Origin of the sequence: Duganella sp. (assembly GCF_039595735.1) — a bacterium.
Taxonomy (GTDB): domain Bacteria; phylum Pseudomonadota; class Gammaproteobacteria; order Burkholderiales; family Burkholderiaceae_D; genus Rugamonas.
The window spans coordinates 1-23882 of sequence record NZ_JBCNLB010000015.1 but is presented as its reverse complement, the minus strand read 5'-3'; the positions used below and the strand labels follow the sequence as shown (position 1 = coordinate 23882).

The window sequence follows — 23882 nt, the reverse complement described above, 5'->3', positions numbered from 1 at the left end:
GTATAGTATTTTTTTCACATCAACCAACCCCTTCCTCATGAGCTACCAAGCACAGTACCAAGCCTTCAAACAACTCGGCCTCAAACTCGATATGTCGCGCGGCAAGCCCGCGCCGGAACAACTGGACCTGTCCAACGCGCTGACTGCGGCGCTGGACGGCTACACCGCCGCCGACGGCACCGACGCCCGCAATTACGGCGGCACCATCGGCCTGCCGGAAGCGCGCGCGCTGTTCGCGCAGTTGCTGGATGTGCCAGCCGCGCAAGTGGTGGTGGACAGCAGCTCCAGCCTGTCCCTGATGCATGACGTGATTATCTACAGCCTGCTGAACGGCGTGCCAGGCCATGCGCCGTGGGTGCAGAATCCGGTGACCTTCCTGTGCCCGGTGCCCGGTTACGACCGCCACTTCGCCATCTGCGAAGCGCGCGGCATCAAGATGATCAATATCCCGATGAATGAGCAAGGTCCGGACATGGATCTGGTGGAAAAACTGGTGGCGGAAGACGCCAGCATCAAAGGCATGTGGATCGTGCCGAAGTACAGCAATCCGGGCGGTGTGGTGTATTCGGATGCCGTGGTACAACGCCTGGCCGCGATGAAAACCGCAGCCCCGGATTTCCGCCTGATGTGGGACGACGCCTATCGCTTCCACCATCTGGGCGAGCAGAAGCTGGCCGTGGCGAATATCCTGGAAGCCTGCGCCAAAGCCGGCAATCCGGACCGCGCGATCGTGTTCGCCTCGTCCTCCAAGGTGAGCTGGGCGGGTTCGGGTGTGGCGGCGCTGGCGGCGTCGCCGGCCAATATCGCCTGGTGGACCAAACACGCCGGCCTGCGCAGCATCGGCCCGGACAAAATCAACCAGCTGCGCCACGTGCGTTTCCTGAAGGACCTGCCGACCGTGGAAGCGTTGATGGAAAAACATCGCCAGCTGCTGAAGCCAAAGTTTGATGCGGTGCTGGAACAGTTCCAGGCCTATCTGGGCGATGTGCCAGGCGTCGCGTGGACCCGTCCGGAAGGCGGCTACTTCATCGACCTGATCACCCCGGACGGCGCTGCCAAGCGCACCGTGGCGCTGGCCAAGGAAGCCGGCATCACCCTGACCCCGGCCGGCGCCGCCTTCCCCTATGGCGTCGATCCGAAAGACCGTCACATCCGCATTGCCCCAAGCTTCCCGTCGCTGGACGAGATCAACAAAGCGGCGCAAGGCATCGCCCTGTCACTGCGCGTGGCGCTGGAAGCATAAAAAAAAGCGCCTCGAAGGAGGCGCTTGCTTGATTTCCGGGCCGGTCCGTTTATTGACGGGCCATGCCTGGGATGCTGTTCATCCAGGGATCGGTGGCGTCGCGGATTTCGCGGTCGTTGGCCAGGATTTGCTTCAGCAAGTCGATCTTGCGCAGGCGTTGCGCGCCGCTCAGGGCTGGCACACCGGTGCTGATGGCGCGCGACTCGGTTGCGCATTCGGTTTCCAGCTTGCCCAGGCGGTCCAGATCTCCCATGCGTGCAGCGGCCGCCATTTGATTGGTCAAACCGGCAATGTTTTCGTACATCGAGAGGACTTCGGAAGAGGTCATATTCCCACCTGGCTAAGTTAAAGCGGATTACCGCATGTCCTGATTAACGTCGCCTTAAACGGGAACTTTAGGGTTTTCTGAAAAAAAATCGAAAAAAAATCCGCCTGCGGCAAAACAGGCGGATTTTGATGACGAAAGATCAATGCTTACTTGACCAGCTCTTCCAGGCCGGCGCTCAGTTCGTCCGGCGGCGGCATGTCGTCGATCAGGGCATTGTCTTCCAGGCCCAGTTCTTCGGCCAGATCGACCGGGTAGCAGGCGGCGATTTCGTCGTCGTTCAGCTCGGCCTGCGCCACGCGTGCGCGCCAGGCGGCCAGGGCCACCACAGCGGCCAGGCGGTTCAGTTCGCCGTTGTGGTGCGGCTCAGGGAAGGCCGAGATGGTTTCCGAGAAGGTGTGCGGGAATTTCCAGCGCTTGGCCAGTTCGGCGCCGACATCGGCAAAGGTGTAGCCCAGCGATGCCTGTTCGGCGTCCAGACGGCGCGAATCCAGCGGACCGGCGACTTTATCGAGCGCCATGGCCTGTTCCGGCGCCGCCGAATGGATCACCAGCTGGCCGATGGCGTGCATCATGCCGATGGTAAAGGCAAGGTCGGTGTTTTCCTTGGTTTTCTTGGCAATCCACTTGGCCGAAACAGCGGTGTGCAGGCTGTACTTCCAGAATTGCTTCAGGTCAAGGCCGGGCACGGTCTTAAAGCCGCTCACCAGACCGGAGCTGATGACCAGCGTGCGCACAGTGACGAAACCGAGCATCAGCACGGCATCTTCCACGGTGCCGATGCTGCGCGAGACATGATAGTAGGCCGAGTTGGCCAGGCGCAGCAGCTTGGCGCTCAGTACCGGGTCCGTCGACAATTTTTTCGCGATCTCTTCGGTCGAGACGCTGGCCTTGTCGAAACTGCTGATCAGCTCTTCTACGACCTTGGGCGCAGTGGGCAACGCAGTTGGATTCTGGAACAGGGCATCAAGTTTCATATTTATCTCCTCGGTGATTAGCGCGTTGCTGTAGGCTAACTATATAGGGATTCCTCGAATGATAGAAGAGATTTACGGGGAAGCGTCGCTTTTCTGTGTCGGGGTACACTGGCGCCATGGAACAAAAACAGATAGATGAAATTACCCAAACCACGTTGCGGCATTACGAGCGCAATGCCGAGCAGTTCTTCGCTGGCACCATCGATCATGATGTGAGCCAGAATATTGCGGCGTTGCTGGAAGCGATCGAAGCGCCGGCGCCGTATCGCTTGCTGGATCTGGGCTGCGGGCCGGGACGGGATTTGAAGGCATTCAAGGCGATGGGGCACGAACCGGTCGGTATCGATGGTTCGGCGCGCTTTGTCGAAATGGCCCGCGCGTTCAGCGGCTGCGAAGTGTGGCAGCAGGATTTCGTGCATCTGGATTTGCCGGCGCAGCACTTCGATGGCATCTACGCCAATGCTTCATTGTTTCACGTACCCAGCGCCGCGCTGCCGAAGGTGCTGCGCGATCTGCATGACGCGCTCAAGACCGGGGGCGTGCTGTTCAGTTCCAATCCGCGCGGCGATAACCGCGAAGGCTGGAACGGCCCGCGCTACGGCAGTTACTACGATTATGCAACGTGGGAGCGATACCTGACCGATGCCGGCTTTACGCCGATCCGCCACTACTACCGGCCGGAGGGTTTGCCGCGCAATCAGCAGCCATGGCTGGCCAGTGTTTGGCGTTGCGTACGGAACCGCACGGAAGCTCGACCATGAGCGGCCTATAGTGGTGTTCATGCACGCAGCGCTGGGCTGCGTGTCCTTTAGCTAAGAAGGAGTTCATCATGAACAAGGATCAAGTCAAAGGTAAAGTCAAGGAAGTCGGCGGCAAAATCCAGGAAGAAGCTGGCAAGCTGGTAGGCAGCTCGGAGCAGCAAGCCAAAGGCCTGAACAAACAGGCTGAAGGCAAAATCCAGAAAGGCTATGGCGACGCCAAGGAAGCCGCTGAAGATATCGTCAAAGGCAACCGCAACTAAGCCTGTCGTCCCGGCGCAGGCCGGGACCCATGGAACGTTTGCGCTGAGTTGCTGCATGCTTTCTATGGATCCCGGCCTGCGCCGGGACGACGGGGTGTTTACTCAGGCTTCAGATTTTTCTTGAAGAACGCCTCGATATTGCCATACACATGGCGCTGCGGCGCGCGGCCTGAGATGCCGTGTTTGCCGCCCGGATAAGTCATCAGCTCAAAGTGCACATTGCGCTTCACCAGCGCGTCGATCATGCGCGTGGTGTTGGTGAACAGCACATTGTCATCAGCCATGCCGTGCATCAGCAGCAGCGGCGATTTCAAACCATCCAGATGCGAGTACACGCCGCTGTATTCATAGCCGGCCGCGTTCTCTTTCGGCGTGCCCATGAACTGCTCGGTGTAGTGGGTGTCGTACAGCGACCAGTCAGTCACCGGCGCCACCGACACACCCATGGCGATCTTGTCCGACGCTTCCGCCAGCAGGCGCAAGGTCATGAAGCCACCGTAGCTCCAGCCGAACACGCCGATGCGCTTGGCGTCGACGAAGCTTTGCTTGCCGAGCCACTCGATGCCGGTCAACTGGTCTTCCACTTCCACGCGGCCCAACTGATGGTAATTGGCGTCGGTGAATGCGCGCTCGCGGCGGAACGAACCGCGGTTATCCAGACGCCAGACCACAAAGCCTTGCTGCGCCATATACTGGTCAAAGAAGTTGCCCCACTTGCGCGACACGTGCTGCGAATGCGGGCCGCCGTAAGTCGACAGGTAAACCGGATACTTCTTGCCCGAATCGAAGCCGCTTGGCTTGATGATGGAGTAGTACAGCGTCTGGCCATCCTTGGCCTTCAGCGTGCCGTACTCGGTCTTCAGGTGCGCGTCCAGATATTTGCCGTACGGGTGGCTGGCGTTCAGTTCGTTATGCTCCAGCCACTGGATCATGCTGCCGTCCGGACGACGGATGCTCACTTGCGGCGGCGTGTCCGGGTTGGAAAAGGTATCGACAAACACTTCGCCATTGCGCGCGAAGGCCGAGTCGTGCCAGCCATCGCCTTGCGTGACGCGGGTTGGCTTGTCGGCGGTGCTGCCGTCCAGTTTGAGCACATAGGTCTGGCTGTCGACCACGGCATCGCGGTTCGATTGCACGTACACGCGGCCGTTCTTTTCATCCAGTGCCAGCAGGCGGTCGATGCCCCATTCGCCGGACGTGATGGCGTGCTTGAGCTTGCCGTTCATGTCGTACAGGTACAAGTGCTTGCGGCCGCTGCGTTCCGACGACCAGACGAAGCCCTTGTTGTCCGACAGGAAACGCAGGTCGTCAAAGATGCTGACCCAGGTGGGCGAGGTCTCAGTGATCAGGACTTTCTGCGCCAGCGTGGCGGCATCGACCGAGATCAGTTCCAGTTTCTTCTGATCGCGCGACTGGCGCTGGAACAGCAGGGCTTTGCTGTTGCTGCTCCAGTCAGCGCGCACCAGGTAAATATCTTTTTCTGCGCCCAGCGCGACGTCGCGGATGTCGCCGGTGACTGGCGAAACGATCTTCAGCTCCACCAGCACGTTAGGATCGCCAGCGGCGGGGTAGCGCTGCTCGACCACTTCGGTACGGTCGGCAAAAATTTCAAAACGGCGCACCACCGGCACTGGCGTTTCATCGTAGCGCTTGTAGGCGATGGCGGAATCGTCCGGCGCCCAGTAGTAGCCGGTGGTCTGGCCCATTTCTTCCTGCGCGATGAACTCGGCCTCGCCGTTGTGGATGACGCCTTTGCCGTCGGTGGTCAGCTGCTTTTCCTTGCCGGTCGACAGATCGATCACGAACAGGTTCTGGTCGCGCACGAAGGAGACGTAGCGGCCTTGCGGTGAAATCTTCGGATCGAACACATTGCCGGAAGCGACCATGCGCGCCTGATCCGGCCTGGCCACGTCGATCAGATACAGATTGCCGGCGATCGGCACCAGCAGGCGCTTGCCGTCCGGCGACCAGCTGTAGCTCAGAATGCCTTTCAGGCTGGCGATGCGCTCACGCTCGCGGCGCGCCTTCTCGGCATCGGACAGATTCTCTTCCGGCACCAGGCTCTTGGAATCGACCAGGCGGTGCGTGGTCTTGTCCTTGAGGTTGTATTCCCACAGGTCCATCTGGAACTGGTTGTCTTCGCGGCCGCGCAGGAAGGTGACGCGGGCGCCGTCCGGCGACACTTTCAGGCTGCGCACGCCGGGACCGCTCAGCGACGGATCGCTATGGATGCGGTCGAGCGTGAGTTTTTCCGCGTGGGCGTTGGCGCCGGCCAGCAAGGCCAGGAAGCAAAGTATGAAGCGCATGGTGTCTCTCTGTTAGGCTGAATCCGAGACGATACCAGACGCACACGGCCGTGCCCAGACGGCAAGATTCTGAATCCAGGCTAGAAAACCGTTTTTCCTTCGGCCACCCGCTGCTGTGCCAGCCGGTGCAGCGCCCAGCTCAGCAGCACGGCCGCCACTGTCAGGCCGATGCACAGCCCGATCCAGAAGCCGGCCGCCGCCATGTCATGGCCGAGGCCCAGCCAGCAGCCGAGCGGCAGCGCAAAGCCCCAGAACGCCAGCAGCTGGATCTGCATCGGCTGGCGCGTGACCTTGTAGCCGCGAATCGCGCTGGAGGTCGCCACCTGCGTGGCGTCCGACAGCTGGAACAGCGCGGCAAACACCAGCAGATAGGCGCACAGGGCCTGCACCGCCAGATCGGACGTGTAGGCGGCCGATATCTGGTGGCGGAACGCCACCATCAGCACCGCCGACAGCACGCCGAACGCCAGCGCCATGCCAACGCCGACCCAGGCCACAAAGCGCGCGCGCACCGCGTCCCCTTCGCCCATCGACTGGCCGACGCGGGTGATCAGCGCGATGCCAAAACTGAGCGGCACCATGAAAGTAAGTGAACTGAAATTCAAGGCGATCTGGTGCGCCGACACTTCCACCACGCCATAGCGCGCCACCAGCAGGCTGACCGCGCCAAACGCGCTGACCTCGGCAAAATAGGTCACGCCGATCGGCAAGCCGAGGCGCAGGGTCGAGCGGATCTCCGGCCAGTGCGGCCACTCCCAATGCGTGAACGGATAGGTGGCGCGGTACGCCGGCGCAAAGCGGATCCACACCAGCATGGCGCCCAGCATCAGCCACATGCACAAGCCGGTCGCCACCGCGCAGCCGACGCCGCCGAGGGCCGGGAAGCCCCAGTTGCCAAACACCAGCAGCCAGTTGACGAACACGTTGAAGACCAGGCCGAGAATGGCAATCACCATCACCGGCTTGGTTTCGTTAATCGAGGTGCTGTAGCCGTACAGCGCGCGGTAGGCCGCCAGCGGCACCAGGCCGATGCTGATGATGTGCACGAACAGCGACGCCTGATGCTGCACGTGCGGCGTCAGATACAGGTGGTCAAACACCAGCGTGGCCAGGTTGGCCAGCAACGCGGCTACCAGCCCGACGCCCAGTCCGCTCCACAGCGCCTGGCGCACCGTGTGCGGCACCTTGTCCAGCGCGCCGGCGCCGACGTCGTGGGCGACGATGCTGTTCACCGCCATCATGATGCCGGTCACCGTGACCAGAATGATGCCCCACACCGAGGCGCCGAGCGACACCGCCGCCAGTTCATCGGCGCTGGTGTGGCCAGTCATGGCGACGTCGGCCACGCCCATGCCGACATTGGCCAGTTGGCCGATCAGCACCGGCCACGCCAGCATCCACAGGGAGGCGATTTCACGGCGGATATTGGGCAGGGTAAAGGTATGCGGCATGGGCGGAAAGTGCGTTACAGAAACGCACAATTTTACTGTGTTGCTAACAGTTTTGCGCGTTATGATGCGTGCTCAGCCCTCTGGAGATGCTCCATGCCCCGTATCCTTGCCGCTTTTCTACTCTGTGCCAGCCCTGTCGTCTGGGCAGGTGACATCACGCTGTACACGCGCGAACATCTGGGCGGACCGGCCATCACGCTGCACGAGGCGGCGCCGGACCTGGATCTGCAGGGCTTCAACGACAAGACCTCCAGCGTGGTGGTGCACAAGGGCTCGTGGGAGGTGTGCGCGGAAAAGCATTACAAGGGCAAATGCATGGTGCTCAAGGAAGGCGAGTACGGCGAGCTGAAAGGATTCGACAATATGATTTCGTCAGTGCGCGAAGTGGAGCCCAAGAAAGTGAAGTAGCGAACCACGTGCTTGCGCAATTTTCGCTAGACTGACGGTGCAGCCATACGGGAGTGTGCAAACGTGGAATACAAGGATTACTACCAGACCCTGGGCGTGGCCAAGACGGCCAGCGACGAGGAAATCAAGAAGGCTTACCGCAAGCTGGTCCGCAAATACCATCCGGACGTCAGCAAGGAAGCCGACGCCCAGAAGAAAACCCAGGAAATCAATGAAGCCTACGGCGTGCTGGGCGACGCGGAAAAGCGCGCCGCTTACGACGACCTCGGACGCGGCCAGCAATACCGCGCCGGCCAGGAATTCCGGCCGCCGCCGGACTGGGGCCGTGGCTTTGGCGGCGGTAACGGCGGCGCGGGCGGCTTCGGTGGCGCCGATCCGATGGGCAGCGATTTCTTTGCCGATCTGTTTGCCAATCTGGGCGGCGGACGCCGGCGCCAGCAGGCGCCGCAGCGCGGCGAGGACAGCCACGCCAGCATCACCATCGATCTGGCCGACAGCTACCAGGGCGCGACCCGCACCATCAGCCTGATGGTGGCCGAGCGCGACGCGCAAGACCGCATCGTCACGCGCGAGCGCAATCTCAGCGTCAATATTCCAAAGGGCGTGACGGCCGGCCAGCAGTTGCGCTTGTCGGGACAGGGCCAGCCGGGCGCGGCCGGGCCGGGCGACCTGTATCTGGAAATCCAGTTCCGCCCGCATGCGCGCTACCGCGTCGATGGCCGCGATGTGTATCAGACAGTGCCGGTGGCGCCGTGGGAAATGGCGCTGGGCGGCGAGATTGAGGTGACCACGCCTTCGGGCAAGGTCAATGTAACGGTGCCGGCCGGTTCGCAAAGCGGACGCAAGCTGCGTCTGCGCGGCCGCGGCATTCCCGGCAAGGAAGCCGGCGACCTGTATCTGCTGCTGGAAGTGGTGCTGCCGCCGGCCACCACCGACAAGCAGCGCGAACTGTATCAAACGATGGCGCGCGAGATGGCCTTCAATCCGCGCGCGGGAGGATGAACATGGGACAAGCGATCTTGACGGCGGTGGTGGTCGACGATGCCGCGCTGACGCTGGAGGAACTGGCGCAGGCCTGCGCGGTGGAGCCGGAGTGGGTGGTGCAGCATGTGCGCACCGGCATTTTGCTGAACGATGCGCCGGATCATACCGCCGGCTGGCGCTTCACCAGCGCCGACCTGGTGCGGGCGCGCCGCCTGTGCCAGATCGAGCGCGACTTCGAGGCCAATGACGACGTGGCCGCGCTGGTGGTTGATCTGTCGGAAGAAATCCGCCGCCTGCGCGGCAAGCTCAACGCGGCCGGAGTGAAATAGGCGGCGCCGCCGCCACCCCGGCTGGCGCTTCAGCCACCGGCGGCCGCGGCCGCCGCGTCTTGCTGACCGCCGGCGTCTCGCTGATTGCTGCGGCCTGCGCGCACTCGCTCAGCGCGTGGTAGCCGTGCGGCGGCTGCGCCGCCAGTTGCGCCGCGTGGGCGGCCAGCTCGGCTTGTTCGCGCTCGGTCAGCGGCGTCGGTTCGCCCTGCAGCGCCAGATCGAGGAATTGCTGCATCAGCCAGCGCGTGGCCGGCCCCGGCTCCTCGTCGCCGCGGTGGATCACGTACAGCGGGAAGCTGAACGAGCTGCCCTCGGCAATCTGCAACTGCACCAGGCGGCCCGCGTCCAGATCCCATTGCACGAATTCCAGCGGCATATTGCCCCAGCCGATGCCGTTGCGCAGCAGCGCGTGCTTGGAGCTGAGGTCGCCCAGGCGCCAGTCGCGCAGGGCCAGCACGCCAAAGTCCTGGCCTTGCGTCAGCGTGCTGCGGTCGGTCAGCACCAGCTGGGTGTGCTCGCGCAGGATGGCGCTGGGCACGATGCCGTCGATCTGCGCCAGCGGATGGTCGGGCGCTACCACCGGCACCATGGTGACGAAGCCGCAGGCCTGGCGCTCGATCACGTCCGGCGTGCCGGGCATCCAGCCGCTGATGCCGATGCGGCAGGTGCCGTCCATCACCAGTTGCGTGACGGCGCCCAGCGCCTCGGTGCGCAAACGCATGGAGACGGTCGGGAATTCCTTCTGGAAGGCGTGCAGGATGCGCACCAGTTTGCAGGTCGAGAACATCACGTCCACCACCAGCGATACCTCCGCCTCCAGTCCGGCCGACAGCGCCTTGGCGCGGGCGCGCATGCCGTCCACTTTGAGCGACACGGCGCGGGCGTCGGCCAGCAGGGCTTTGCCGGCTTCGGTCAGGGTCGGCTTGCGCTTGCTGCGGTCGAGCAGGGCGACGTTGAGCTGTTCTTCAAGATTGGCAATCGTGTAACTGATGACCGACTGGGTGCGGTGCAGGGCGCGCGCCGCATGGGCAAAGCCGCCATGGTCAATGACGGCAATGAACACGCGCAGCTGGTCGAGGGAGGGCAGGCCGGGATCTCTCATGATCGAATTTATCGATAAGTAAAATAGAAATAAACCGCATTTCGTCGATATTATAATCGCTTTATGATGCAGCCATTCCCTCACCGAAAGGACACCGCATCATGGCAAAAGTACTTCACATCGACAGCAGCGTGCGCAGCACTGGTTCCCTGACCCGCCAACTGGGCGCGGAATTCATCGCCAAACTGAAAGCGGCCGACCCGGCCACCACCGTGGTGACCCGCGACCTGGCCACCAGCCCGGTGCCGCACCTGACCGAGCAAATGCTGGGCGCCTATTTCACCCCGGCCGAGCAGCGCAACGCCGAGCAAGCTTTCACCATCAAGACCTCGGACACCCTGGTGGATGAACTGCTGGCTGCCGACACCCTCGTCATCGGCGCGCCGATGTACAACTTCTCGGTCACCTCGGGCCTGAAAGCCTGGATCGACCACGTCGCCCGCGCCGGCCGCACCTTCAAGTACGGCGCCAGCGGCCCGGAAGGCCTGGTCACCGGCAAGAAAGTGATCGTGTTCGTGGCCACCGGCGGCGCCTACAGCGAAGGCCCGGCAGCCGCTTACGACCATACCACCACCTACCTGCGTTCGGTGCTGGGCTTCCTGGGCATGACCGACGTCACCTTCGTGGTGGCGGAAGGCGTGGCGATGGGCGAAGAGGCCGTGGCCACCGCCCTGGCCAAGAGCCGCGCGCAAATCGAGGCGATTGCCGCCTAGCAATTCCCGCGCCGTGCGGTATCATGGGGGCTTACAGCAATGGAGCCCCCATGAAACGGAATCTGCATCTTTTGATGATAGACCCGCAAAACGATTTTTGCGACCTGCCGGAAAACTACCGCCCGCTGGATCCGGTCAGCCGCCAGCCGCTGGCGCCATCCCTGCCGGTGCCCGGCGCGCACCAGGACATGCTGCGCCTGGCCGGCCTGATCAACCGCGGCCGCGCCGGCCTGACGGCCATGAGCGTCACGCTCGATTCCCATCACCGTTTCGACATTGCCCACCCCACCTTCTGGATTGCCGCTGATGGCGCGCCGGTCGCGCCGTTCACGGAAATCACCGCTGCCGATGTGCGCGCGCAAACCTACCTGCCGCGTCATCCGGCCGCCCTGCCGCTGGCGCTGAATTACCTTGACCGCCTGGAAGCGGCCGGCCGCTACAAGCTGATGGTGTGGCCGGTGCATTGCGAGATCGGCAGCTGGGGCCACAACGTCCACGCCGACGTGCGCGCCGCCTACAGCCATTGGGAAGAAGCTTCGCTGGGCATCGTCGCCAAGCTGGCCAAGGGTTCCAATCCGTGGACCGAGCATTATTCCGCGGTGCAGGCCGAGGTGCCGGATGCCGATGATCCCGACACCCAGTTCAACGTCAAATTCGTGCGCACGCTGGCCGAAGCCGACCGCATCTACGTGGCCGGCGAGGCCGGCAGCCATTGCGTCAAAGCCACGGTGGAGCACATTGCCGACTACGTTGCGCAGGAATATGGCGCCGGCGCGCTGCGCAAGCTGGTGCTGATCACCGACTGCATCAGTCCGGTGAGCGGCTTCGAGAAGCAATACCAGGGCTTCCTGCTAGCCATGCAGGCACGCGGCGTGCAGCTGATGCAATCGGCTGATGTGTTGCCGGAACTGCTGGACAATGCCAGCCGCAGCGTGGAGAGTGCATGAATCAGCCGATTGTCCGTAGTCTGCTGGAGACGGACCTGTACAAATTCACCATGTGGCAGGCGCTGCTGCACGGTCATCCCAACTCGCATACCGAATACGAATTCGTCTGCCGGAACACGCCGGCGTTCCCGCTGGCCGAGCTGTGCGGGGAGGTCGAGCGCGAACTCGATCACCTGTGCTCGATGAGCTTCCGTGACGAGGAGCTCAATTACCTGCGCGCGCTGCGGTACATGAAAAGCGACTTTGTCGACTTCCTCACCGTGTTCCGCTTCCAGCGCAAGTTCATCGAGGTGCGGACCGCCGGCGACACGCTGGTGATCCACGCCAGCGGCCCGCAGGTGCACGTGATGGGGTTTGAAATCTACGTGCTGTACATCGTCAACGAGTTGTACTTCCGCCGTTTCGACCAGGCCGCCGCGCTGGCTGAAGGGCGCCAGCGGCTGGGCGCCAAGATCGCCGCGCTGAAAGCCTTCAGCGCCGAGCCGGCGCGCCGTTTCCCGTTCGAGTTTTCCGATTTTGGCACGCGCCGCCGCTTTTCCGGCGCCTGGCACGACGAAGTGGTGCAGCGCCTGGCGCGCGAAGTGCCGGAGTATTTCAAGGGTACCTCCAACGTCTACCAGGCCATGAAGTTCGACCTGATCCCGATTGGCACCATGGCGCATGAATACATGCAGTCGTTCCAGGCCTTCGGCGTGCGCCTGCGCGATTTCCAGAAGGCGTCACTGGAGGCGTGGGTGCAGGAATACCGCGGCGACCTCGGCGTGGCGCTGACCGACGTGGTGGGCATGGATGCCTTCCTGGATGACTTCGATCTGTACTTCGCCAAGCTGTTCGACGGCCTGCGCCACGATTCCGGCGATCCGGTGGTGTGGGGCGAGAAAGCCATCGCGCACTATGCCGCGCTGCGCATCGACCCCAGCACCAAGCGCCTGGTGTTCTCGGACGGCCTGAAGCTCGACAGCGCGATCGCCCTGTACCGCCATTTTGCCGACCGCATCATGACCGGCTTTGGCATCGGCACCCACCTGACTAATGATGTTGGCCTGGCGCCGCTCAACATCGTGATGAAGCTGGTGTGCTGCAACGGCCAGTCGGTGGCCAAGCTGTCCGATTCACCCGGCAAGACCGTGTGCAGGGACGAAACCTTCCTGGCTTACCTGCGCCAGGTGTTCAACCATCCGGCTGCCGCATGAATTATCTGTATCTGATCAGCACCGGGATGTACCTGGTGATCGGCCTGGTGTTGCTGCTGGTGTGGCGGCGCCACCGCGCCCAAACGTTTGCGCGCGACATGGGCTGCTCCACTATGTTCACCGCGCTGCTGCCGTTCGGCTATCTGGTGGCCACCGCCGCGCCGTCGCCGTGGCAAGTGCTGGGCGTGCCGCTGGTGGTGCTGGGGGCGATCCCCAACCTGCTGTTCCTGGCCTCCGGCGTGATGCAGCTGTCCGGCCGCCGTCTGCCGCAGGGCGCGGCCGCGCTGATCATCGCGCTGGCGCTGGCCGCCTTGGTGCTGCCGCGCGGCGACGACAAGCTGTTGTACTGGCCGCTGTTTAATATGACTGTGCTGCTGATCATGGGCGTGCTGGCCATGCAGTGGCTGTGGCGCACCGGCACCGGCGTGCGGCTGGTCGGCCCGCTGGTGATTGCACTGGGCCTGAACCAGCTGCTGCTGATCGTCTACGGCGAGCAGGGGCTGGCGCCCAACATCATCTTTGCCGTCATGCTGCGGGCGCTGATCGGCGCGGTGTTCATGCTGTCGGCACTGGATGGCGCGCTGCGCGATGCCGGCAAGATGGCCACCCGTTTCCAGCTGCTGACCGAACACTCGCTGCAAGGCGTGGTGGTGACCGATGGCGCGCGCATCCTGTACGCCAATCCGGCGGTGCGGCGCATTTATGGCATGCCGCTTGGTATCGATGAGCATATCGCTTTTGCCGACCTGCCGCCGGCCGCCTTCAACGCCCAGCTGCTGCAGCGTTATCACGAGCAGATCCAGAGCGGCCAGACCGAGGTCGCCAACTGGGAGGGGCGGCGTCAGGTGGCGGACGGGCGGGAGCTGGACCTGCGCTTCGAGGCGTGGCGGGTGGAATGGGACGGCTTGCCGGCCACGCAGATCCTGATCACCGACGACACCGAGCGCAACGCCAACGCGCGCGAACTGCTGCACCAGGCCACCCACGACAAGCTGACCGGCCTGCCCAACCGCGCGGTGCTGATGCAGCGCCTGAACGAATACTGCTATCTGACCGATGGCTCGCCGCCGTGCACGCTGGTGGTGCTGAACATCGACCGCTTCAAGCTGTTCAACCAGAGCCAGGGCCTGGTGGCTGGCGATCAATTGCTGAAAGCTTTTGCCGCGCAACTGCGCGAGGTGCTGGGCGCGCGCGCCGAGATGATGCGGCTGGGCGGCGACGAGTTTGCGATTGTCGATCCGGAAGGCGGCGATCCGCGCGAGCTGGCTGCGCGCCTGCAGCAGGCCTGTGGCCGTCCGGTGCGGCTGGCCGGCGGCGAATACGTGATCGACGCGTCGATGGGCCTGGCCATCTTCCCCGACCACGCGGTGGATGCGGAGGCACTGCTGCGCGCGGCCAACGCCGCCATGTACCAGGCCAAGCGCATTCCCGGCACCGCGCTGTCGATGGCCGAGCGCCGCTTCGCGCAGATGTCGAGCACCGCGCTGGAGAACGAGCAGGCGCTGCGCAAGGGGATTCGCAACCAGGAACTGTATCTCGATTACCAGCCCAAGCTCGACGCCGTCAGCGGCAAGCTGCTGGGCTTTGAAGCGCTGGCGCGCTGGCAGCGGCCCGGCATCGGCATGGTGAGCCCGGTGGAATTCATCGCCATTGCCGAGCGCACAGGGCAGATCCCGGAGCTGGGTGCCATGTTCCTGGAGCAGGCCTGCCGCCAGATTGCCGCCTGGCGCCGCGAACTGGGCGGCTGCGTGCCAGTGGCGGTCAACGTGTCACCGATGCAGCTGCTGAACAAGGGCTTCCCGCAGCTGGTGCAGCGGATCTTGCGCGAGACCGGCATCCCGGCACATTGCCTGACGCTGGAAATCACCGAGAGCGCGGCGGTGGAAAACCTGGAAGATACGCAAAGCCAGCTGCAGCAGTTGCGCGCGCTGGGCATCGAAGTAGCGATGGATGATTTCGGCACCGGCTTCTCCTCGCTCAGCATGCTGCGCGAGCTGCCGCTGAACACCCTCAAGATCGACCGCGGCCTGATTGCGCCGCTGCCGGCAGCCGATGCGGTGGCGGTGGTGACGGCAATCTGCCAGCTGGCCGGCGCGCTGGACTTGCAGGTGGTAGCCGAGGGCATCGAAACGCTGGAGCAAGCGATCGCCGCGCGTGACGCCGGATGTCACGTGTTACAGGGGTATTACTACGCGCGGCCGCTGACCGTGGCGGATGCCGGCGGTTGGCTGCAGCGCCAGTTCAGCCAGGGCGAGGCCTGCCGCGCCGATGACGACGAGGCTGCCCTGGCCGATTAAGCGGCAGCGTGCATCAGGCCTCGCGCGCGCCATAGCCGCCCATGATGGAGTCGGCCTTGTCGCGTTCGTCGTCATCGTAAATATCGACGGTCAGCATGGCGCCGCTGCGCTGGCGTGCTGCCGCCGCGGCCGCCGGGCCGCCCGGGGTGAGGGCATCGAGCAGGTTGCCGACCGTACTGGTCGCCACGTTGGGCGGCAGCGTGGTGTGCTTGGTCAGTTTCACGCTCGATTGCGGGAAACCGCTGGACAGCAGGGCGCTGCGGGCGTTTTCGGCGTCCGCCACCTGCTCGAAGTTGCGATGGATGCTGCGGGTCATGATGGCCTCCTGCTGAGACACATGTGCGTGGCGGCGCTCAAAAGCCGGCCACCACGGTGTGGAAATGCTCTACCTTCGGCGGCAGCGCAAAATAGCTGCCGACCAGCCCACGCCAGTCCTGGAAACCGCTGCTGCCGCGGAAATCCACCGTGTGGTTTTCCAGCGTCTGCCATTGGATGACCAGGTGATACGTGTCCGGGGTTTCGATATCGCGGTCGAGGCGCATCGACAGGCAACCCTTGGCGGCCTTGAAAATCGGCACAGCTTCGGTGACGGCGGCCTGGAAGGCGTCGTGGGCTTCGGGCTTGATGTACAGCTCGGCGATCTCGTAAATCATGGACATTCCTGACAGTGGGCGATGCTCTATTGTGCCTCAACTGCGGCCGGCGTGCGCAGGATGAAGCGCATGGCCTGTTGCGCCAGCTCCTGCACATCGGCGCCGTTGCCTGGCTTGTACCACTGCACCGTCCAGTTCAGGGCGCCAAACACCAGCAGACGGTCGAATTGCGACGGCATGCTCCAGTCGCCCGAATGGTGCAGAGCAGCAATTGCGCGCTCCCAGATGGCTTCGTAGCGGTCCTTGAGGGCGCCGATGCGGGCGCGCGAGGCCTCGTCCAGCGAGCGCCATTCGTACAGCAGCACGGCGATGAAATGGTGGTCGGGCGCGAGCAGGGCGTGCAAGTGCTGTTCGACCAGGCGTTGCAACATGGCGCTGGGCGCCAGCGGCTGGGCGGCGATCGCCTCGATCTCGGCCAACGCGTGCTGCAGGCCTTGTTCCATGATGGCGGCCAGGATGTCCTGCTTGGTCTTGAAATGATAAAACCAGCTGCCGGCCTGGATGCCGGTGGCGGCAGCGATATCGCGCACGGTGGTGTTGTCGTAGCCCTTGGTGCGGAACAACTCGGCGGATTTCTCAATCAACTCGGCGCGCAGGCCGCCGCCTTCACCCTTTTGCGGGCGGCCGCGTTTCTTTGGCGGGGGCACAGCTTGGACAGCGGCATCGTGCATGGCGAGGTCGGTAGCTGGATTGATGACACTGCCATTCTAATGCAGGGCTGGCATGATTTCACCAAACAGCTCAGCCGTGTGCTGCGGCGCAACAACAGCGCACGTTTGAGCCAGATCATCAAGCAGCAGGGTTGCAGGCCTAAGCTCGGCGGTATGACCGAGGAGACGACCATGAACGCACCGGCTCAGCTTGACAACCTCAATCGTGCTGCGGAGGATGAAGAAATGGACACCGCAATTGACATACTCCGGCGCGACCTGGGCGGCCGGCTCGACGAAGTCAACGCCCGGATTGCCGACTCGCGCCAAGAGGCGCTCGACAACTTCCGTCTGGTAGAGGCCAAGATTAGCGGGACGCGACGGGAAGCGCAGGACAATCTCAAACAGGTTGAAGCCCGGATCAGCGAATTCAGAAGGGAGACGCAGGATAATTTCAAGGCCGTCGAAGCCAAAATCACCGACTCGCGCAAGGAAACCAACGATAACTTCCGTCTGGTGGAAGCTAAAATTGCCGACTCGCGGAAAGAAACCCACGATAACTTCCGTCTGGTGGAAGCTAAAATTGCCGACTCCCGCGAAGAAACTATTGACAACCTCCGCGCGGTCGACGCGCGAATTGCTGACAACTTCCGTCTGGTGGAAGCCAAAATTGCCGACTCTCGCAAGGAAACTATCGACAACCTCCGTGCGGTCGACACGCGAATTGCCGACAATTTTCGTCTGGTGGACGCCAAGATCTCGGAAACTCACAGGGAGACAACGGCTCGCATCGATGCGCTAACCCGGGAAACCACCGTGCGTATCGACACGTTGTTCCGCGAAAGCAGCAAGCGCATGGATCACAGCGACATCCAGTTCCGCTGGCTGGTCGGCCTGATCGCAGCCAGCCTGCTGGGCATTGCCGGCCTGCTGATCAAGCTGCCGTAGAGAGTGTTGGTGCCGGTATATTTCCCGACCGCCGGCGCCGGTAGTAGCCGCCCACGAGGAGCGCTAAATGGTCGTTCCATGTGAGAACTGTGAGCATCATAACGCCCGAATATGACCGGCGTTTGACGTGCATGGCGGGGGCGCACAAAGTGCGGTAAAATAGGAAGTCTGTGGGGACGACCTGGTTTCGACGTGGGTTGCAAAGCAGAGCAGGGCATACCGAGGCCTGGTTACCTCGTAAATACACCCAGAAATCAATAACTGCAAACGATAACTCGTACGCACTGGCAGCCTAAGGGCTGTTAGCTCCTAAACGCTTCTTCCCTGGGGCGGGCCGTTAAAAGCTAAGGAGTCATTTACAGGGAATCGCGCTGCAACGGGTCACTTGGAGCAGCGTTAAATCTAAGGTGAATCGCCTGTCCGTAACGTGCATATCCGTGCCGTACAGGTTAAATTAAATGATAATGCTAAGTATGTAGAACTGTCTGTGGAGTGCTTGCGGACGCGGGTTCGATTCCCGCCGTCTCCACCAAAAAACACCTAAGCCGTTGATTCGTCAACGGCTTTTTCTTTTTCGCCTGTCCGATTTGGCCTGGAACCCCAAGTCAGCACCCCAAGTCGGACAAGAAATGGCAATCAAGCTACCTTCACACCTCCACCGCAGCAGGTCGGGCACCCTGCACTTCCGCATTGCAATCCCGCCTGACCTCCGCCATCATTTCGCCTCTTGTGAAATTTACCGCAGCCTACGAACCGCGAGCGTGCGAGAGGCAGTGCCAGCCGCGCAAGCACTCTCGCAGGCCGCCAAGCGCGCTTTTCAACGGCTACGCAAGTCAGATATGTCAGAACAGAAGAAAACGGCCTCAGGGCCTTATGGCGAGGATTGGGGCATCTTTGGCGGTCCGGACTCGCCTCAACCTGGGAGCAGCACCGGCTGCACAGATTCGAAGCAAGACGGCGTCCGGCTCGACCTCATCACCGAGATACACCTGGATGAGTTCATGCGCCCCAAGTTGCGCCTGATCCCAGAACCGGACGACAGGCCGGAAGACCGAATAAACGCGCAGGTTGAGTTTTTACAGGCAGTGGGTGTTGCTGGCGCTAGTGGGCAGGTTCCGCGTGCTACCGTGAAAGACACTCCAGTCGTATCATCGTATGTTGATGCCTATCTGGACAGCTTCCCACCGTCTCAGCGACCCAACGATAAATCACTGGAGGCATATCGCGCCGCTATCATCACATTCATCAAGATTGTCGGCGACAAGCCTTTGCACGCGCTCGGCATTCAGGATCGGAACAGGTATGACGACATAATCGTTAAACTACCGGTCAACAGCAATAAACTGGCCGCGTGTCGCGGCTTGTCAATTGACGAAATGCTGCTCCTCAACCTGAAGCCCATCAGCTTACAAAATGCGAAGCAGTCGGCGCGGCGCACAAATGGATTCCTGTGGTGGGCGTTCGACCGCGAGGGCAGCGAGCCGCCGTTTCAGTTGCTCGCAAGAGTCAAGGTTAACAAGAAGAAAAAAGTAGCCAAGACGCGGCGGGCGTTCACTGACGACGAACTGCGCATGGTGTTTAATCCTGCGACGCTCGGGAGGAGCACCCAAGCCAGTCCGTACATGTTCTGGCTTCCGCTGATTGGGGCGCACACCGGGATGCGCATCAACGAGATCGCGCAGCTAGAGCTTTCTGACCTTGTAACGCTCGACGGGATTCCGTGCTTTAACGTGACAGACAGTCCCGACCCGGAAGAGGAGCCGGAAGCCGCAGCAAGGGCGAAGACCATCAAGACCGATGCGGGGCGGCGCATCGTGCCAATTCATGCGCGACTCGTTGCGCTGGGCCTTCTTGCCTATGCTGATGCGCTCCGGACGGCGGGGCATACGCGTCTCTTCCCCGACCTGGTGGGCGGCCGCGACGGGCCTGGCCAGCCAGCATCCAAGCAGTTCGGGCGCTACTGCGACAGAATTAAGCTGACTGACCCGGAGTTGGTATTTCATAGTTTCCGACACGGCGCGGTCGGTCGTATGCGTTCCGCGAAAGTGCCGAAGGAGTTGCGTATGGTAGTCGTCGGCCACAGTGCATCGGAGGACACCCACGACGATTACGGCGATATCCAGAACGACTACAGCGTGCATGACAAGCTAGCCGCTGTTGCCGCGCTGGACTTTGACGGAGTGATCGACTATGCGGCATTGGCGCAGCGTGCGCCGACATTGGCGGCGCTAGAGCGATCCCTTGCCGCCAGATCGAAGCGCAAGTAGGTAGCCCCCCCCAGGCAAAGCGCCCGCCTGGTGGCTGGCGCTGGTTGCCGGATCAGGTGAACTAGCTCATACTTGACCTGACACAGGGTGTCTGACGAACGACCGGCAGCACCCTCGCCGTTGCGGACCTTGACTACAACTCAATGGGGGACACGCAGTAATATACCCTTAACGGTAACAGCGTCTTCCTTGTTACGCTCCATCCAGAACAGAGCCGCTTTTCTGGTGTACTCCCAACACTGGGCTTCAGTGATGACTACCTCTTCATCAGAAACCCCAAATGCCACACCGTCAAAGTGAAAACTGGGGTCTGGGTCGTTAAGATCAGGGAAAAAGCAATATTCTTCGTTATACGCGTACCCCTGTCTGTTGGAGATGGCTTCGAGAGCGTGAATCAAAGCCCCTTGTTCGCAAACGTAGTTGAAAAAGCTCTTTACCATCCAATGTGGGTCCGCGCGCCAATTGGAAATCGGGAACGGAACATCTTTCATGTCTTTGTGCTCGCTTGGTCGTGTTCAATTTCAGGTGTTGGCCGCTACTTGACTGCTTAGTGCATCATCTGGGCATAGAGTTCGGCTACCCTATCAACTGTGATGCCCGCTCTTTGTTCAATTGCAAGTGGATGGTCAGTAGATTGCAACTCAATGAATGGCCGGATGCCATCGTCCCGTAGGTGCACGTTGGTCTTCAAGCTAATCGTGTCCGGATATGGTTTTATCCAGGCGTTCAGCCAGCCAAAGAAAGGGCCTATGTGTGACCGCTTATCCCACTCATAGCACTTTATCCATTCAAGGTAACTGGCCTCGCTAAGCGACACCCAAACGCCCCAACTGAACGGCTCTGTTTCACCGATAACGGGAATTTCCAAACATCCCCGAACGAAGAAAAACTCATCGTCTATTACGCAGTCATCAGTTCCCAAATGGCACCGTTTCTCGCGCTCCTCCTTCGGAACCTCATAGTAGCTAAGAGGTGCATGCGCACCGAAGCTAGGCATGCCTTCATGAACTTCGCCGCAAGAGGTACATTTGAAAGCAAACATTATTTTTGAAATTCCTTATAAAACATTCGGCGCTCGAAAATTTTGAGAGCGTTGGCTACTGGCCGTCAACAGCGGCGCAATCCTTATACCGCAACAGCAACAGATACAAGTTTCAAAAGCTCCTCTCCCACTATCTGTGGTGCCAGGAAAGGATTGAACGACACCGATAGCTCAACGCCATTTGCCGTCGGATGCGCAGTCGCGGCTCGCACGACACTGTTCGAAGAGTTCACGCTCATGCAGCTCATGAAGCGATACGAACTCTCAAAGCGTTTTACTGAACTAAGCTTCGAAGCTAAGAACGCTGGCCACTGGGCTTTAGTCGCACTACTTAGGTCTCGGTCTTCGACAGAGAAGAGGTCAAAGGCTTCTCGAAATGCAGCACCAAGTTGCGCGGCATCCGGTTGGCCCTCGATGTACCGCGCCCCTTTTTGCTCGAACAGTATTCCCGAAAGATTCTGGTGTAACGCAGCGACTACTATCCCGGCCGAAGAGAAATATATGTGCACTCCCTTAGCGACTGGAAGCCTTTTAAGGCCAAACAATTTGCCGAGCATGATGAGTCGTTTCTTCCTACGTTAATTGGTGCAACAGCAAATAAGGGGTTAAAGGAGCGAACGGCAAAAACTCAACGGAAGCTCCTAGTAACGGTCTTTCAGAACTCTAACTCATCTGACACCTAGTGTCAGGTCAAGTCTGAGCTAGTACAGATCAGGCCGCCCATTGTTGAATCCGGCTAACTGCCTTCGCCGTCCACTTCCCGCCACGGATCGTCGGCACGCCCATTTGGTTCAGGTGGGCGGCAATCGCTTTCAGGCTCATGCCTTCGCGCAGGTTGCCCAGGTGGCCCATCATCTTCTTCGCGAACTCGACGGAGGCCTGCTGCCGCGCCTCGCGCCCCTTCGCCTGCGCGTCCGATAGGTTGGTCCTGTTACCCAAGACCACGCCGGAAGCCTTCCTGACCGCCAGCGCGGCCTTTGTGCGTTCGGAGATCAGGCGGCGCTCTTTCTCTGCCAGCGTGGCATACAGGTGCAGCACGAACGGGTCAACATCAGCGCCAAGCTCCGCTACTATGAACTGCACCCGACGAGCCATCAGACCTGAGATAAAGGCAACGTCACGGCTCAGGCGGTCCAGCTTTGCCACGATGACTGGGCAACCGAGGCGGCGCGCAGCATCAAGCGCACCGGCAAGGCCAGGACGATCGTCCACGGCAAGCTTGCCGCTTGCGACGTCCACGAAGCCGTCAACGATCTCAAACCCCTCAGTGGCGCAGAATCGCTCAAGCGTAGCCAACTGACCGTCCAGACCCAGCCCGCTCTTGCTTTGCTCGGTAGTGCTGACCCGACGATAGATGATTGCCTTTTTCATATCTCCCCCCCCTGATTCGTGTCATTTCTAAATGACCATTTACATATGACACAGTATACATCAGGACGCATCGTTTTGCTGCATGCAGCGAAAGGATGTTATAATTTCCGCATGACAACCAATCTCACCAAACCTACCAAGATCGGTCGCCCACTTGCCGGCGATGCACCCATGACCAGCACCGAGCGGGCGCGACGCAGTCGTGAGCGTAAGAAGGCTGCGGGCGTCAAAGTGTTTCAGTTGCAGCTGGAGGGCTTGCACTTGGATTATGTCCAGCAAACCGCTGAACACAACGGGGTCTCTGCGAGCGCGGTACTAAGCGCGCTGCTGGAGCCGGTTCTCGATCGCTACGTTGGCGTAATGCGTCGCTGTGAATTGATGAAAGAAAATGGCGCTACTGATGAGCAGGTTGCGGTATTCATGCAGGCTCATCTCCGGCCTGAACCGCTGCCGCTGCTGGAAGAGTTTAGCCGCGATACGGGTGCAGGCAAGTCGTGACGGACGCACCCAAGACGCCCACGATCCTGTCAATCTACCGCGCCCATGCGGTAGTGGACTGGATTAGCATCGTCGTGACCCCTCAAGGCCCTACGCAATTTCAGTGGATTCAGAGAGAACTCTCGGCGATCTTGAATCTGACACCAGGCAAAAGAATCCATGTTAAGCCGTGCGCAGGCGCCCCCGGCAGTGACCTCGTTCCCTACGCCCTCCGATTCCACGATGAACACGCCAACAGCATCCATGAGCTACGCCGGATCATGGGTGAACTCGGGCGGCGGTTCCCAATGGCTCAGCCGCCTTACGTTGATGGAATTGAGCTGGCGTTGGATTTTTATCAGCGCAAGGAAGGGCAAGGCGACTTGCTGGCAATGACTCGACAGCTTCAAGAAAGCATTGCCGCGTACGACGGCAACCCGCGCCTGTATGCCCCTGATATGAAGCGCATGGACGTGCTGGGCGGCGGGAAGCACGGAACGCGCATAGACCCAACCAAGACCATGCGGATTGGTCACAACAGCGCTGATTTGCAGTGGCGGGTCTACTTCAAGACGACTGATGAAGTGAAGACGAAGCAAGGAACGACGGTGCGCCATCTTCCGCCTGCCCAGCACCGCGCGCGCGCCGAGGTGACGCTCTCGCGCCAGGCGCTGGCCCAGCACACTGGGATTGAACGCATCGGCCTAGATGATCTTGCGCAACTAAAGTTTGAGACCTTTGCGAAAGACCATTTGCAGTTCCTGCGATTTAAACCATTCGTGGCAGCACCTGGCTCGGTGATGGAGCAGGCCTGTGCCATCGGGTTGACATGCGTAGCTCGTGGAATGGGCCGAATGAAGACCCGTAAGGTCGATCCGGAGACCGGCGAAGTTAAGTATTCACGAGCGAGGAAACATTCGCGAATGACTGAGGCGCACCCGGAGCTGAACCAGATCGCGCGCAACAAACTACGCGATCTGACTGCGGCGTTCGGAAAGGAAATTTGCAGAAATTAGAATGGGAAATTACGCAAACGAGTGTCATGGAAGGTGGCCGGAGCGTGTCAATGAATTTGAAACACCTTGTTGAATTGGTGAGTGTCTAAATCTCGGTTTTCAGGCAGCCTTTTTCTCCATGGTCGGCGGGTTGATCCAGGCAGCCGTGGGTAATTTCTGCGG

At 61.1% G+C, this 23882-nt stretch carries 25 protein-coding genes and 1 other RNA gene; 15 read left to right on the top strand and 11 right to left on the bottom strand.

Going from position 1 to position 23882, the window contains the following annotated elements:
• The first annotated feature begins 37 nt into the window (after positions 1-37).
• Positions 38-1243, top strand: a complete 1206-nt coding sequence (locus ABDW57_RS20985) for an aminotransferase class I/II-fold pyridoxal phosphate-dependent enzyme (RefSeq protein ID WP_343732105.1) — start codon at positions 38-40, stop codon at positions 1241-1243.
• Between the two features lie 49 nt (positions 1244-1292).
• On the opposite strand, the gene ABDW57_RS20980 is transcribed toward ABDW57_RS20985, so the two are convergent.
• On the bottom strand, positions 1293-1571 hold the full coding sequence (locus ABDW57_RS20980; RefSeq protein WP_343732104.1) for a flagellar protein FliT: 279 nt from the start codon (positions 1569-1571) through the stop codon (positions 1293-1295).
• 146 nt (positions 1572-1717) lie between these two features.
• Positions 1718-2545 carry an HDOD domain-containing protein gene (locus ABDW57_RS20975; RefSeq protein ID WP_343732103.1) on the bottom strand — a complete coding sequence of 276 codons (828 nt, stop codon included), beginning with the start codon at positions 2543-2545 and terminating at the stop codon, positions 1718-1720.
• A 116-nt stretch (positions 2546-2661) separates the two neighbouring features.
• Here ABDW57_RS20975 and ABDW57_RS20970 point away from each other — a divergent pair, with 116 nt between their 5' ends.
• Both ABDW57_RS20970 and ABDW57_RS20965 read left to right on the top strand, forming a co-directional pair.
• Positions 2662-3306 carry a class I SAM-dependent methyltransferase gene (locus ABDW57_RS20970; protein ID WP_343732102.1) on the top strand — a complete coding sequence of 215 codons (645 nt, stop codon included), beginning with the start codon at positions 2662-2664 and terminating at the stop codon, positions 3304-3306.
• Positions 3307-3374: 68 nt separating this feature from the next.
• Entirely contained in the window at positions 3375-3566 is a 192-nt protein-coding gene (locus tag ABDW57_RS20965) for a CsbD family protein (protein WP_343732101.1), read from the top strand.
• A gap of 98 nt (positions 3567-3664) precedes the next feature.
• Here the strand turns inward: ABDW57_RS20965 and ABDW57_RS20960 are convergent, their stop codons facing one another.
• Positions 3665-5872: a S9 family peptidase gene (locus ABDW57_RS20960; RefSeq protein ID WP_343732100.1), complete on the bottom strand. Its 2208-nt coding sequence runs from the start codon at positions 5870-5872 to the stop codon at positions 3665-3667.
• An 80-nt stretch (positions 5873-5952) separates the two neighbouring features.
• Positions 5953-7323 (bottom strand): MATE family efflux transporter, encoded by a 1371-nt coding sequence (locus ABDW57_RS20955; protein ID WP_343732099.1) that lies wholly within the window; start codon positions 7321-7323, stop codon positions 5953-5955.
• A 93-nt stretch (positions 7324-7416) separates the two neighbouring features.
• Between ABDW57_RS20955 and ABDW57_RS20950 the strand changes: the two genes are divergently transcribed.
• The 3 genes from ABDW57_RS20950 to ABDW57_RS20940 all read left to right on the top strand — a co-directional run bounded on the left by ABDW57_RS20950 (position 7417) and on the right by ABDW57_RS20940 (position 9044).
• A complete protein-coding gene (locus ABDW57_RS20950) occupies positions 7417-7731 on the top strand; it encodes a beta/gamma crystallin-related protein (RefSeq protein WP_170304374.1) in 315 nt (104 codons plus the stop codon).
• A 63-nt stretch (positions 7732-7794) separates the two neighbouring features.
• Positions 7795-8733 carry a DnaJ C-terminal domain-containing protein gene (locus ABDW57_RS20945; RefSeq protein ID WP_343732098.1) on the top strand — a complete coding sequence of 313 codons (939 nt, stop codon included), beginning with the start codon at positions 7795-7797 and terminating at the stop codon, positions 8731-8733.
• A gap of 2 nt (positions 8734-8735) precedes the next feature.
• Positions 8736-9044, top strand: a complete 309-nt coding sequence (locus ABDW57_RS20940) for a MerR family transcriptional regulator (protein ID WP_343732097.1) — start codon at positions 8736-8738, stop codon at positions 9042-9044.
• Here ABDW57_RS20940 and ABDW57_RS20935 read toward each other — a convergent pair.
• Complete coding sequence (locus ABDW57_RS20935; protein ID WP_343732096.1) at positions 9022-10146, bottom strand: LysR family transcriptional regulator; 1125 nt, start codon at positions 10144-10146, stop codon at positions 9022-9024. The genes ABDW57_RS20940 and ABDW57_RS20935 overlap by 23 nt on opposite strands.
• A gap of 101 nt (positions 10147-10247) precedes the next feature.
• On the opposite strand from ABDW57_RS20935, the gene ABDW57_RS20930 reads away from it, so the two are divergent.
• From ABDW57_RS20930 to ABDW57_RS20915, 4 genes are read left to right on the top strand one after another with little or no spacing between them, the layout of a single operon-like run.
• Entirely contained in the window at positions 10248-10859 is a 612-nt protein-coding gene (locus ABDW57_RS20930) for an FMN-dependent NADH-azoreductase (protein ID WP_343732095.1), read from the top strand.
• A gap of 50 nt (positions 10860-10909) precedes the next feature.
• Positions 10910-11806, top strand: coding sequence for a cysteine hydrolase (locus ABDW57_RS20925; protein WP_343732094.1), 897 nt, complete (start codon positions 10910-10912; stop codon positions 11804-11806).
• The gene (pncB, locus tag ABDW57_RS20920; protein WP_343732093.1) at positions 11803-12999 is read left to right on the top strand and encodes a nicotinate phosphoribosyltransferase; all 1197 of its coding nucleotides are present in this window, start codon (positions 11803-11805) and stop codon (positions 12997-12999) included. The genes ABDW57_RS20925 and pncB overlap by 4 nt, the downstream gene beginning before the upstream one ends.
• Complete coding sequence (locus ABDW57_RS20915) at positions 12996-15296, top strand: EAL domain-containing protein (RefSeq protein ID WP_343732092.1); 2301 nt, start codon at positions 12996-12998, stop codon at positions 15294-15296. The genes pncB and ABDW57_RS20915 overlap by 4 nt, the downstream gene beginning before the upstream one ends.
• Positions 15297-15309: 13 nt before the next feature.
• On the opposite strand, the gene ABDW57_RS20910 is transcribed toward ABDW57_RS20915, so the two are convergent.
• Genes ABDW57_RS20910 through ABDW57_RS20900 form a run of 3 tightly spaced genes read right to left on the bottom strand, consistent with a single transcriptional unit; the run spans position 15310 to position 16620 of the window.
• Complete coding sequence (locus ABDW57_RS20910; RefSeq protein ID WP_343732091.1) at positions 15310-15612, bottom strand: hypothetical protein; 303 nt, start codon at positions 15610-15612, stop codon at positions 15310-15312.
• 37 nt (positions 15613-15649) lie between these two features.
• Positions 15650-15949, bottom strand: coding sequence for an antibiotic biosynthesis monooxygenase family protein (locus tag ABDW57_RS20905; RefSeq protein ID WP_343732090.1), 300 nt, complete (start codon positions 15947-15949; stop codon positions 15650-15652).
• 26 nt (positions 15950-15975) lie between these two features.
• Positions 15976-16620, bottom strand: coding sequence for a TetR/AcrR family transcriptional regulator (locus tag ABDW57_RS20900; protein ID WP_343732089.1), 645 nt, complete (start codon positions 16618-16620; stop codon positions 15976-15978).
• Here ABDW57_RS20900 and ABDW57_RS20895 point away from each other — a divergent pair.
• From ABDW57_RS20895 to ABDW57_RS20885, 3 genes are all read left to right on the top strand, one after another.
• Complete coding sequence (locus tag ABDW57_RS20895) at positions 16600-17547, top strand: hypothetical protein (protein WP_343732088.1); 948 nt, start codon at positions 16600-16602, stop codon at positions 17545-17547. The two genes, ABDW57_RS20900 and ABDW57_RS20895, sit on opposite strands and share 21 nt — an antisense overlap.
• Positions 17548-17719: 172 nt before the next feature.
• Positions 17720-18079: a transfer-messenger RNA gene (gene ssrA / locus ABDW57_RS20890) on the top strand.
• A gap of 97 nt (positions 18080-18176) precedes the next feature.
• Positions 18177-19814: a site-specific integrase gene (locus tag ABDW57_RS20885; protein ID WP_343732087.1), complete on the top strand. Its 1638-nt coding sequence runs from the start codon at positions 18177-18179 to the stop codon at positions 19812-19814.
• 140 nt (positions 19815-19954) lie between these two features.
• Here the strand turns inward: ABDW57_RS20885 and cdiI are convergent, their stop codons facing one another.
• From cdiI to ABDW57_RS20870, 3 genes are all read right to left on the bottom strand, one after another.
• The gene (cdiI, locus tag ABDW57_RS20880) at positions 19955-20305 is read right to left on the bottom strand and encodes a ribonuclease toxin immunity protein CdiI (RefSeq protein WP_343732086.1); all 351 of its coding nucleotides are present in this window, start codon (positions 20303-20305) and stop codon (positions 19955-19957) included.
• A gap of 56 nt (positions 20306-20361) precedes the next feature.
• The gene (locus ABDW57_RS20875; RefSeq protein ID WP_343732085.1) at positions 20362-20856 is read right to left on the bottom strand and encodes a DUF2199 domain-containing protein; all 495 of its coding nucleotides are present in this window, start codon (positions 20854-20856) and stop codon (positions 20362-20364) included.
• Between the two features lie 711 nt (positions 20857-21567).
• Complete coding sequence (locus tag ABDW57_RS20870) at positions 21568-22227, bottom strand: recombinase family protein (protein ID WP_343732084.1); 660 nt, start codon at positions 22225-22227, stop codon at positions 21568-21570.
• A gap of 111 nt (positions 22228-22338) precedes the next feature.
• On the opposite strand from ABDW57_RS20870, the gene ABDW57_RS20865 reads away from it, so the two are divergent.
• Both ABDW57_RS20865 and ABDW57_RS20860 read left to right on the top strand, forming a co-directional pair.
• Positions 22339-22725, top strand: a complete 387-nt coding sequence (locus ABDW57_RS20865; protein ID WP_343732083.1) for a hypothetical protein — start codon at positions 22339-22341, stop codon at positions 22723-22725.
• Positions 22722-23720: a hypothetical protein gene (locus ABDW57_RS20860; RefSeq protein WP_343732082.1), complete on the top strand. Its 999-nt coding sequence runs from the start codon at positions 22722-22724 to the stop codon at positions 23718-23720. Before ABDW57_RS20865 ends, ABDW57_RS20860 begins: the two co-directional genes overlap by 4 nt.
• Positions 23721-23882 lie beyond the last annotated feature (162 nt).